This is a genomic window from Halovivax sp., from assembly GCA_007119345.1.
GTDB lineage: Archaea > Halobacteriota > Halobacteria > Halobacteriales > Natrialbaceae > Halovivax.
Genome location: SKPV01000168.1, coordinates 18,414 through 29,937, shown reverse-complemented (window position 1 = coordinate 29,937; position 11,524 = coordinate 18,414). Strand labels below are relative to the sequence as shown.

The window sequence follows — 11,524 nt, the reverse complement described above, 5'->3', positions numbered from 1 at the left end:
TCGTCGTGGTCGTCGTGACCACCGTGATCGTCGTGATCGTCGTGATCCATGTCGTCCATGTCGACCTCCACGTATCCGGATCGGTCGTCGAACTCGAGACCGGTGTGATGGTGGTCGATCATCCCGATCGTCTGGGTGTCGTGGCTGAGGACGACGACGAACTCGTCGTCGACGACGTGGGTGAACGCCTCCTCGGACTGCGTCGGCGATTCGAGGGTGCCCGAGAGCTCCGCCGCGTCGAAGACGACGGCGACTCGCATGTCCTCGTCGACGTCGACGGCCACGGCACCGGCCTGCGCGTCGACGTGCGGATCCTCGTACGGGCCCACCAGCGCCGGTTCGAAATCGCCGTGGCCGGCGTGTACCCACGGCAGGTGGACGTGCTCGCCCTCTACGCCGTCGACCGTGCTCGCCACGATCGTTTCGTTAGTTCCGTCGAAGTAGTGTACGCCGACGATCGCGTCGTCCATCTCCGCCTGCTGGCTCGCGAGGAAGTCGTGGATGCGGTCCTCGTCGCCGCTCTGGACGGCGTCGGATTCGGCGATGAGCGCCGCCTCCCGTTCGGTCGCGCTCACCCACTCCGACAGCGTTTCGGCCTGGAGCACCGTCGCGTGTTCCATCTTCTCCTCGGTATCCGCTTGCAGGCTGGCGTCCGTCTGGGCGTATATCAGCCCCCCGAACCCACCGACGACGAGGCCGATGACGAGCAGCAGCAAGACGAGCTTTACGGCGAATCGACCGCGAACAGCGTCGACGACTGTTAACCCTACGAATCCCATACTGTCTCCTTGCCCGTAAACACTCCCAGTAAATATAGGGTGGGGCTCTCACCGACCGATATGGGTAAGATCCTTCGATATTTCGTGACTGTTCAGCCGAAGTTGAACGCGCGAGGAACGTAGATTCCCACGGCGGGATTGCCGACCGAGTGATTCCGTGCGTGAGTCGGACTGGGAGCTCGGTTCCGGCTCGCCGACTGGGAGCTCGGATCCGGCTCGCCGAACGGTCCTTGAACGCCGGAATCGTCGCTTCGCCGTCGAACCTGCACAGTTATATCCGGCGCACGGCAACCGGCTGACGATGGCAGACGAGGCGACCGCCTTCGTGCCGGGTCACGTCACCGGGTTCTTCAGCGCGCACCCGGACGAGGATCCGACGAAGGCCGGGTCGCGAGGCGCCGGACTGACGCTCACCGACGGCGTGAGGGTGACGGTTCAGCCCGCGACGGAGACGTCGCTGACGCTCGACGGAGAGGCGGTCGAGATCGAACCGGTCGAGGCGGTCCTGGGCGCGCTTCGTGCGAGCGCGAACGTAACGGCAGAATCCGAACTGCCGCTCGGATCGGGATTCGGAGTCTCGGGCGCGCTTGCGCTCGGCGCGGCGCTGGCCGCGAATCGGGTGTTCGACCGTCGGCTCTCGACGAACGAACTGGTTACCATCGCACACGGTGCCGAGGTGCGAGCGGGGACGGGACTCGGTGACGTCGTCGCCCAAGCTCGCGGCGGGGCGCCCATCAGGCTGGAACCCGGCGCACCCAGGCACGGGGTGCTCGACGCGATTCCCGAACGTGCGCGGGTCGAGTACGCGACCTTCGGCGAGCTCTCGACGCGTGCCGTCCTCTCCGGCGACACCGAGGCCCTCTCAATCGCGGGAAAGCGGGCGCTCTCACGGATCGTCGAGGAGCCGACGCTCGATTCGTTCGTGTACGCCTCCAGGCGGTTCGCTCGAGAGGCCGAGTTGCTCACTCCCCGCGTTCGTGCGGCGATCCGGGACGTCGCGGCGGTCGACGGCGAGGCCTCGATGGCGATGCTCGGGGACACGGTCTTCGCCCTCGGCGACGGCCTCTCCGAGGCGGGATACGAACCGAACGTCTGCGCGATACATCCGGCCGGGGCGATGCTCGAGTAGCGAACGGACGACGATTCCGGGCGCGGCCGACGTGTCCGTTCCGGTACGTGTTCTTCGTGAACGCCGGCTTCCGAAGGGCTCGAGCGCGGCGAATCGTTTTCGTTAGTGACCGGGAAGGGGCGTGACGGGCGCGATGAACCAGTAGCGATTCCCCGCGCGCTCCCCGCTTCTTCGGCTAATTTCTGGGGCACGAACGTCCGTTCTATCCTTGCGGTGGATCGCGCCAGACCGACGGGAATCCGGAGACCGTTCGGCGTTCCGGAGACGAAGGCAATCATGTGCGCAGACAGATAGTTAGCCGATAATTTATTATGCTACGTTGTAGTTATCCGCTCGAATTCCCATGTCTTCAATCACGAATTTCAACGACACTCTGTTTCGGTTGTACGAACACTACGTCGGTGAACCGGACTCGAAAAAGGACGTCTACGGCTACTGGGTTTTCATCCTGGGGTGCATCGTCGCGACCGTCGGGCTACTCGCGTTCCTGGTACTCTACGCGGGCGATCAGTCCTCGACCTTTTACATCCGGGTCAGCGGCGTGCTCGGGATGACCGCGCTCACGCTCTGTCTGTTCGGGCTCGTGTTGATGCTCCCGGTCCGCAAGCGCGGTATCCAGGCGAGCGTGATCGGGCTGCTCGTCGCGTTTATCGGCGTGACGTCCTTCGGTATGGTCTACCCCGAACACTGGCGGGGGTTCGGTGACGATTACAGCGTCGAGGTCACGCTCCTCTACGCCGGCGGGATCGCAGTTCTGGCGGGCGTCACCGCGCTGATTCCGGCCGTCACCGGTCAGAGGGGGAAGTACGTCTCGGAGGAGGGCGTCGACGACAACCCCGACATCCTCACCGGCGACGCCCTGGAGGGCGCGCAGTTCGCCGTCTTCCGGGACGAACAGGGCGACTGGCAGTGGCACATCCTCCACCTCGAGGCGCTGGCCGCGAGCATGGACAGCGCGCTCACGCGTCCCGACGCCGAGGAGGGGATCGACCAGGTGAAGTCCCAGATCGGTTCCGCCGGGCTGATGGAGCTGACGACCTCCGCGTTCCGGCTCTACGAGACTCGCGAGGGCGAGTGGCAGTGGACGCTCGTCCGGGAGGACGGCTCCGTCGTCGCCACCTGCGGAGACACCTACGTCGACCGCGACGGCGCCGAGGAGTCCGTGAGCTTCTTCAAGGACCGCGGGCCCGTCGCCGACGTCATCGAGATCGACGACGCGGCGTTCAACTACTACGAGGAGCGCGACAAGTGGTACTGGCAACTCCTCGACGACGAGCGCCACCCGCTGGCCGTCGGCCCGACGGGCTACGCCAGCAAGGCCGACGCGGAGGCCGGCGCCTCGACGTTCGTCGACGGGATCGACGACGCGCGGCTGCTCGCGCTGGATCACGTCGGCATCGAACTCGTCGAGAGCGGCAACGGCTGGTCGTGGCGCGTCGTCGACACCGACGACGCGGAGGTGGCGTCCGCGGAGGCGATCTACGAGACGCGGCGCGACGCCGAGGAGGCCGTCGAGGCCCTCCTGCCGGAGCTCGAGGACGCGCCGGTGACCGTCGCCGGCGAGCCGACCTACGAGCTGTACGCCTCGGGGGCCGACTGGAACTGGCGGCTCGTCGGCGCCAACGAGCAGATCGTCGCACGCAACCCCGGCGACGGCGGCAGCTACGAGGAGAGCGAGGCGACGAGCCGGAAGTTCGCGGCGAACGCCCGCGACGCGGACGTCTACGAGATCGAGGACGCGCTGTACGAGACCTACCAGGTCGACGACGACTGGCGCTGGCGGCTCGTCACCGAGGACCGGGAGGTCGTCGCCGCGAGCGAGGAGCCCCACGGTAGCGCGTCGGACGCGGCCGACGCGATCGAGCGCATGCGAAACCAGGCGAAGGAGGCCGACCTCATCGAGTTCGAGAACTCCGCGTTCCAGGTCTACGAAGCCGACACCGGCGAGTGGCGCTGGCGGCTGATCGACGAGGACGGCAACGTCCTCGCGGACAGCGGCGCCGAGCACGACTCGAAGGGCGAGGCCGCGGAAGCGATGATGACCCTGAAGGAGCAAGCGCCCGACGCGGAGTTGCTCGAGATCGAGACGGCTGCGTTCGAACTGTTCGTCGACGACGGCGAGTGGGGCTGGCGGCTGATCGACGACGGCGGCAAGCTCATCGCCGAGGATCCCGCCTCCCACCCGACCCGCGGCGCCGCCCGCGACGCGATGAACCGACTCGTCGATAACCTCGACACCGCCATCGAGACGATGGACCGCGCCGCGTTCCAGACCTACGCCGACGACGAGTGGCACTGGCGGTTCGTCCTCCCGTCCGGCGAGGTGGTCGCCGAGAGCGAGGACGGGGCCCCGACGCGCAGCGAACTCGTCGACGGACTCGACCGGGTTCGCGACGCCGCGTCGAGCGCCGACAGCTCCCGCATCGGCGACGTCTTCGTCCAGGTCCACGGAAAGGACGCCTGGCGGTGGCGGCTGCTCGACCGCGACCGCGACGCGATCGCCGCCTCCAGCCGCACCTACGACGACCGCGAGGCGGCCGTGCGCGCGGTCGACGAGCTTACCGCGGCGGCCGCGGAGGCGCCGATCTTCCACGTCGAGGACGCGGTCGTCTGGCTTACCAACGGCGACGACTGGTCCTGGGAGCTCAAAGACCGGGAGCGCAACGTGCTGGCGACGGCGGGGGCGTCCGCCGCGACCAGGGACGCGGCCGTCGACGTCGTCGAGGAGGTCAGACGGCTGGCGTCGCTCGCGGGCAGCGTCGACTTCGACGTCGCCTCGTTCGAGATCATTTCCCGCGAGGACGGCTGGAGCTGGCGCCTGATCGACGAGGACGGCCGCGCCGTGGCCGAGAGCACCGAAACGTTCGAGACCACCGCGGGCGTCCGCGATGCGCTCGAGAACATCAGGGACCTGATTCCCGACGCCAGCATCCTCGAGATCGACGGCGTCTCGTTCGAGCTTCACGATAGCGACGAGGGCTGGGTGTGGAAGCTCGTCGACGAGCACGGGGAGTCGATGTCCGAGAGCACGATGGCCTACGACAGCCGCACCGAGGCTCGCGAGGCGATGACGTCGGTGAAGGTCCACGCCCCGGACGGCTGGATCGAGTTCACGGAGTAGTCGATTGACGCGGTTCGCGGCGATGACGGGTCGCCGGACGTCGCCGGCGACTCCGGCCGCACTCGTCCAACCGACGACCGCGGACTGAATGCACGGCGCCGACCCTCGCGGATCGCAGTCGTTGCACCGTGGACCGCGGACTGTACGCGGCGAACCGACGATCGCGGATCAAACGCGGCGCTTTTTATCACGCGCGACGACCGTTCCGCCGTGAGCGATTACGACACCGTCCCGGCGGCGGTCGAGGGCGAGGACGAGATCCCCGCGGACCACCCTCGCTATCAGGACCTCCTCACTCGCCACCGGATCGAGGAAGGCGTCGAGAAGGGAATCACCCACCTCCAGGGGATGCACGCCGAGGGGAGGGGCAGCGCCTTCGATTACTTGCTCGGCGAAGAGACGATCCCGTCGGCCGACGAGGCAGAGCGCGCGGCCGCGGCCCACCTGCTGCTCGCGGATGAGCCGGTTCTCTCGATCAACGGGAACGTCGCCGCCCTCGTTCCCGGCGAGTCGGTCGACCTCGCCGAAGCGGTCGGTGCCGACCTCGAGATCAACCTCTTCAATCGCACGCCCGAACGGATGACGGCGATCGCCGATCACCTGCGAGCCCACGGCGCGTCGGGGATCAAGGGTCTCGAGGCCGACGCGCGGATCCCTGGACTCGATCACGAGCGAGCGAAGGTCGACGCCGACGGGATCTACGGGGCAGACGTCGTGGTCGTCCCGCTCGAGGACGGGGATCGCGCCGAGGCGCTCGACGCGATGGGCAAGACCGAGATCGTGGTCGACCTCAATCCCCTCTCGCGCTCCGCGCAGGTGGCGGACGTTCCGATCGTCGATAACGTGATCCGGGCGGTGCCGAACGTGGCCGCCCACGCGCGTGAGCTGTCCGACGCCGACGAGGCGACCCTACGGGGCGTCGTCGACGCCTTCGATCCCGACGTGGCCCTCGAATCCGCGGAAGCGCGGATCCGAGCGGGCGACCTGGTCGAGGAGTGAACCGTCTCGGTACCTTTTTGGACCGCGCCCCGGAACTCTTCGATGGGAATGGAGACCCTTTCTCTCGTCTGAGCCGGATGCGCCCCACGTCGCGGTAGGACGCCGTCTCTCCGTCGCGCGCTCGATCGTTCCGTAGCTTCGCCGTCGGGACGCCCTGGCGATGGCCGGTCGGTCGATCGCTTCGGCCGGGACCGGTGAGGGAGCTAACCGCTCCTCGTCTCTGCCCCCGGGCGCTTTCGGCTCCGGCACCGATTACGGAGAGCGCCTGCTCTCGCACGCACAGAGACGAAACCACGTGCGGTTCGACAGCACATGAGAGGAGAACGACACCGACAGACCGAGAGGAATAGACCGAAGGCGGTCGTCGCCGCGGTGGCCGGGGAGACCCCCGTCGATACGGAGGAGATTCGCGCACTGACCCGGGCGGCGGGGTACGCCGTCGTCGGCGAGTGCACCCAGACGCGCCCGCCAGACCCGGGGACTCTCCTCGGCTCGGGCAAAGTCGAGGAGCTGGCCGAGCTCGTCGACGCGACGGGCGCGTCGCTGGTCGTCGTCGACGACGAACTGACGCCGGGACAGACGACGACGGTTCGCGAACGTCTTCCCGACGGCGTCCGGGTTTTCGACAGATATCGCCTGGTACTCGATATCTTCGGGGAACAGGCCCGGACCAGACGGGCGCAGCTTCAGGTCGAGCTCGCCCGGTTGCAATACGAGCTCCCCCGGATACGTGCGGAAGCGGACGAAGGCGTCCTCAACCGCAGGACCGAGAAGGGGTCACCGTGGTACGACGTCCGGGATCGAATCGACCGGCTGGAGCGCACGCTCGACGAGCTGGCGTCCCCGGCCGAACAGTTCCGCGAGCGTCGACGAGCGCAGGATTTCGACCTCGTGACGATCGCCGGATACACGAACGCCGGGAAGTCGACGCTGTTGCACCGACTGGCCGACGACCTCTCGGCGACCGGGACGGCGTCGGATCACCCCGACGAAGATGCCGTCGCGTCGATCGAGGATCGCCTGTTCGAGACACTCGAGACCACCACCCGCCGGGCCACGCTTCGCGGGCGGCCCGCCCTGGTGACCGATACGGTCGGGTTCGTCCAAGATCTGCCCCACGAACTCGTCCGGTCGTTCAGCGAGACGCTCTCCGAGGCCGCGGCCGCAGACGCGGTCGTGCTGGTCGCGGACGCGAGCGACCCGCTCGAAGAGTTTCGCGAGAAGCTCGAGGTCTCCCTCGACGTTCTCGACGCACAGGGCGTCGATCGGCACGACGTGGTGACGGCGATCAACAAGGCCGATCTGTCGTCCGAGGCGGCCCTCGCCGATCGACTGGCGATCGCTCGCGAGGCGGCCCCCGCTCCGGTGTCGACGAGCGCGAGCGAGGGGACGAACGTGGATCGGCTCGTCTCGGCCGTAACGGAACGTTTGCCGACCGAACACGCGCGCCTCACGGTGCCAAACTGCGGCGAGTCGATGGCGCTCGTCTCGCGATTGTACGACGAGGCGGCGGTCGAATCGGTCGACTACGACGGGGACGAGGTACGCGTCGTCGTCAGCGGCCGGCCGCGGGTGCTGGCGAAAGCTCGGGCCGATGCCGAGGCCCTCGGCGCCGATGGGTCGTCTCGGTCCGGCAGTTCGTGAGACACTCGACCGGCGGTCGAACACGTCACTTCAGGATCCCGGTGGGGAGCCAGCCCGGCGCGCTCGGGCCGAACTCCGCGGCCATTCGGGCGTCGTCGTCGGTGAAGGCGTCCGTCGCGACGAGCGTCAACGCGTAGGTCCCGACGACGACGATCGGCAAGACGGCGACGATGACGAGGTCGGACCGGACGAAGAGGACGACGGGCGCGCCGGCGATCGCCGCGGGGACGCCGGCGACGACGATCTTCGCGAAGTCCCTGGTGAAGGTGTGGATCCGATCGAGGTAGTAGAGCTCGCCGATGGTGAGCACGCCGACGAGGAAGAGAGCGGCGGCCGACCCGATCGCGGCCCCTTCGATCCCGATCAATGGCACGAGCGCGGCCGACACGACGAGGTTGGTCCCGAACAGCGCCAGGGTGTTGGCGAAGACGACGCGGGAGTAGCCCATTCCCTGCAACAACGAGCCGTCGGGCCCGCCGAAGGTGACGTTGAAGAGGAACGCGGCGCACAGCAGCGCGACGACCGCGCTGGCCTCCGCGTACTGCGGCGTGTACAGGACCGCGAGGTACGAGCTCGCCCCGAGCGAGAGCGTGATCGCGGTGGGCAGCGTGAATCCGGCGATCCACCGGGCGGCGACCCGGAACCGCGACTGGACGAGCGCGGTGTCGTCTCTCGTCTCGGCGATCAGCGGCTTGAACACCGGTGCGAGCGAGCTGAAGATGATCATCAGGCCGGAGCCGAGCATGTAGCCGACGCGGTAGATCCCGACGTCGTCCGAGTCGAGGAAGAACCCGAGGACGAAGTAGTCGACGTGGCCCATCAGCACGAAGACGACGCTCGTCATCGCCAGCGGAACGGAGTAGCTGACGACTGGCCAGGCGGCCACCCGCTCCATCCTGGCCGAGACGATGTCCCAGGCCTTGTAGGTGAAGACGATCGCACCGGCCGTGATGGCGACGAGCAGTCCGACGACGTACCCGGTGACGAGGCCGAGCAGGCCCCAGCCCGCCACCAGCAAGCCGTACGTGACCGCGAAGCGAACGATCGGCCGGACGAGATCTCGCATCAGCACCCGGTACTGGAGCTTCTTGATGCTGTAGAAGGAGGTGAGCAACACCCGGTAGCACGCGAGCATCGGAACGCTGACCGAAAGCAGGACGAGCGCGACGGCCAGGGAGGGCTCGCGGAAGAAGTCGGCGAAGGCGCCCGCGCTCGCGGCGACGAGCACCGCGATCAGCGTGGAGGTCGCGAGCACGGCGGCCGTCACCTGAACGATCACGCCCTTGGCCTTTCCGCGGTCGCCGTCGTCCAGGTACTGCGGGACGAAGTAGTCGATCGCCAGCGGCAAGCCGAGGTTCGCGAACACCTGCATGAAGAGGATGACCGACGTCGCCAGGACGAACAGCCCGTACACGGACGGGCTCACGAACCGGGTCATGAGCATCACGATCGCGAACCCGAAGATGCCGTTGACGACGTTCCCGGCGAACGTGATGCTCCCCTGCTTCGCGAGCGTCGAGATCCCCTCGTCGACGCCCGAACCGGCTCGGGCCGGGGCACCCTCGGATCGATTCGGCACCGGCTGCCCGTCCGCGGCGTCGGATCCTCGGCGGTCCGGTTCTCCGGAACGTCGGCCGTTCCCGGCATCGGCTCCTCGCTCGTCGGTTCCGTCCGATCCCGGAACCCCGGACGGTCGCTTCGCCGGCCGACGATCCTCGCCGTCGGAATCTCGGCCCTGCCATCCGGGGTTCTCTTGCGGGCCGTCGCGGTCCCCTGCCGGGCCGTCGTGGTCGACGCGGTCCCCTGCCGGGTCGTCGCGGTCTCCCGCCGGGCCGTCGTGGTCGTCGCGGTCCCCCGCAGGGTCGTCGTCGGTCATGGCGCGCGTCTCGACGTCGTGGTTCGCGTGGTGGCGCGGATCGCTGACGGGAGGATCTCCCACGCCAGTGCGTCACCGCGTGCGGTCGGATCTGCGTCGGCCATCAGAGGCTGGTGATGACCTCGAGCTCGTAGCGGTCGACCTCGGCGGCCCGCTCGCCGAAGTGCTGGAACTCGATCTCGAAGGGCCACTCCCGACCCTCGGTCACGTCCTCGACGTTCTCGATGACGGCGTCGAGTTCCTCGTCGTTCGCGTCGTAAAAGCGCGCGCGGATCTCGACGTATCCCAGCTCTCGGTCGCTCTCGTTGCGGACGACCCCCCAGATCGTGACGCGTTCCTCTTCGGTCCCGGCGTTCTCGCGGACGAGCGTGTCCCAGATGACGATCACGTCGTCCGGATCGGTGACGCCCTCCCGCTCGTCCTCCTCGAAGTAGCCGGCGCAGCCGGAGAGGGACGCGACGGCGACGAGGAACGCCCGGCGATCCATGCCCGTACGAACGGTCGGCTGCGCAAAGAGGGTTCTGGAGGCGGTTGCGTGGCGCCTCGGTGATCGGCGGCCGCGTCGGGTGTCGGTCGAACGGGTGATCGTCGAAATCGTCTTCCTCCCGGCTCCCGACGTGAGCCGGCTTCGTGACGGATGACGCTGCTATCCGCCGGTCCGGCGACCGTCACGACACCCTTTTCACTACCCCGAGATAACACTGGGTTGTATGAGCGACTTCGACAAGTTCAGCGACGTCGGCGAGGCGGACGTCACCCGCGCGATCGGCCAGGAGTGGACCGAGGAGTTCATGGACTTCTCGGACTCGGACGTGATCATCATCGGCGGCGGTCCCTCCGGGCTGACCGCGGCCAAAGAACTCTCCGAACGCGGCGTCAAGACGATGGTCGTCGAGAAGAACAACTACCTCGGCGGCGGCTTCTGGCTCGGCGGTTTCCTGATGAACAAGGTCACCGTCCGCGACCCGGCCCAGCACATCCTCGACGAACTCGACGTCTCCTACAAGCAATCCCAGGACAGCGAGGGGCTGTACGTCGCCAACGGCCCGGAGGCCTGCTCCGGTCTCATCAAGGCCGCCTGCGACGCCGGCGCGAAGATGCAGAACATGACCGAGTTCACCGACATCGTCATCCGGGAGGACCACAAGGTCTCGGGCATCGTCATGAACTGGACGCCGGTTCACGCGCTGCCCCGCGAGATCACCTGCGTCGACCCGATCGCCGTCGAGGCTGACCTCGTCATCGACGCGACCGGCCACGACGCCATGGCGATCACGAAGCTCGACGAGCGCGGCGTCCTCTCGGCGCCCGGCGTGCAGGACGCCCGAGATCGCGGTCGGGTCATGGACCAGACCGACAGCGAGTCCTACGGCGCACCCGGTCACGACTCGCCCGGCCACGACTCGATGTGGGTCGGCAAGTCCGAAGATGCCGTCGTCGAGCACACTGGCCTCGTCCACGACGGCCTGATCGCCACGGGCATGGCCGTCGCGACCGCCTACGGCCTTCCCCGCATGGGCCCGACCTTCGGCGCCATGCTCGTCTCCGGGAAGCGCGCGGCCCAGGAAGCCATCGACGAACTCGGCGTCGACGCCGAGCCGGTCGACATCACCAGCCGCGCGACGCCCGCGGACGACTGAGCCGCGAGGCGATCGCGGTTGCGCGAGACGCGAACCACTCGCCGGAAGCCACGCCGTTTTTCGTCGTCCGCCGGAGCGTGAGTGTGACCGTCATCGCCACCGGTGCGACCTGCGGTGCCGGCAGCAGGATCGCCGACGTGCTGCTCGGAGCCGGCTACGACGTCCTCGGAATCGATCTGAAGCTGCCGACCGTGGAACCGGACGGCGCGAACTCCCTCGACCGTCGTACGGCGGCGGTATCGAGGAGACGTTCGACGCGCTCTCCGAGACGTGTGCGCTCGAGGACGACGAGTCGGCGTTCACGACGGAGAAAGCGACCGATCGGTTGGGGTGGGA

7 protein-coding genes and 1 pseudogene are annotated in these 11,524 nt (G+C 67.8%); 5 read left to right on the top strand and 3 right to left on the bottom strand.

The window, feature by feature from the left end; all coding sequences use genetic code 11:
- A pseudogene (locus QZT59_RS11425) lies at positions 1-779 on the bottom strand (methyl-accepting chemotaxis protein); the annotation flags it as partial.
- Positions 780-1,080: 301 nt separating this feature from the next.
- On the opposite strand from QZT59_RS11425, the gene QZT59_RS11420 reads away from it, so the two are divergent.
- The 4 genes from QZT59_RS11420 to hflX all read left to right on the top strand — a co-directional run bounded on the left by QZT59_RS11420 (position 1,081) and on the right by hflX (position 7,672).
- Positions 1,081-1,908, top strand: coding sequence for a pantoate kinase (locus tag QZT59_RS11420; RefSeq protein ID WP_290816022.1), 828 nt, complete (start codon positions 1,081-1,083; stop codon positions 1,906-1,908).
- Positions 1,909-2,251: 343 nt separating this feature from the next.
- Complete coding sequence (locus QZT59_RS11415; RefSeq protein WP_290816019.1) at positions 2,252-5,029, top strand: DUF1508 domain-containing protein; 2,778 nt, start codon at positions 2,252-2,254, stop codon at positions 5,027-5,029.
- Positions 5,030-5,239: 210 nt separating this feature from the next.
- Positions 5,240-6,028, top strand: coding sequence for a 4-phosphopantoate--beta-alanine ligase (locus tag QZT59_RS11410; RefSeq protein ID WP_290816016.1), 789 nt, complete (start codon positions 5,240-5,242; stop codon positions 6,026-6,028).
- Between the two features lie 312 nt (positions 6,029-6,340).
- Positions 6,341-7,672, top strand: coding sequence for a GTPase HflX (gene hflX / locus QZT59_RS11405; RefSeq protein WP_290816014.1), 1,332 nt, complete (start codon positions 6,341-6,343; stop codon positions 7,670-7,672).
- A 25-nt stretch (positions 7,673-7,697) separates the two neighbouring features.
- Here the strand turns inward: hflX and QZT59_RS11400 are convergent, their stop codons facing one another.
- Entirely contained in the window at positions 7,698-9,251 is a 1,554-nt protein-coding gene (locus QZT59_RS11400; RefSeq protein ID WP_290816025.1) for a flippase, read from the bottom strand.
- 400 nt (positions 9,252-9,651) lie between these two features.
- A complete protein-coding gene (locus QZT59_RS11395; RefSeq protein WP_290816011.1) occupies positions 9,652-10,035 on the bottom strand; it encodes an FxLYD domain-containing protein in 384 nt (127 codons plus the stop codon).
- Positions 10,036-10,258: 223 nt separating this feature from the next.
- Between QZT59_RS11395 and QZT59_RS11390 the strand changes: the two genes are divergently transcribed.
- Entirely contained in the window at positions 10,259-11,188 is a 930-nt protein-coding gene (locus QZT59_RS11390) for a sulfide-dependent adenosine diphosphate thiazole synthase (RefSeq protein WP_290816008.1), read from the top strand.
- The last annotated feature ends 336 nt before the right edge of the window (positions 11,189-11,524 follow it).

Excerpts from the sequence above, each read along its gene's own strand:
- QZT59_RS11420 (WP_290816022.1), top strand. The coding sequence starts at position 1,081 with ATGGCAGACGAGGCGACCGCCTTCGTGCCGGGTCACGTCACCGGGTTC.
- QZT59_RS11415 (WP_290816019.1), top strand. The coding sequence starts at position 2,252 with ATGTCTTCAATCACGAATTTCAACGACACTCTGTTTCGGTTGTACGAA.
- hflX (WP_290816014.1), top strand. The coding sequence starts at position 6,341 with ATGAGAGGAGAACGACACCGACAGACCGAGAGGAATAGACCGAAGGCG.
- QZT59_RS11395 (WP_290816011.1), bottom strand. The coding sequence starts at position 10,035 with ATGGATCGCCGGGCGTTCCTCGTCGCCGTCGCGTCCCTCTCCGGCTGC.
- QZT59_RS11390 (WP_290816008.1), top strand. The coding sequence starts at position 10,259 with ATGAGCGACTTCGACAAGTTCAGCGACGTCGGCGAGGCGGACGTCACC.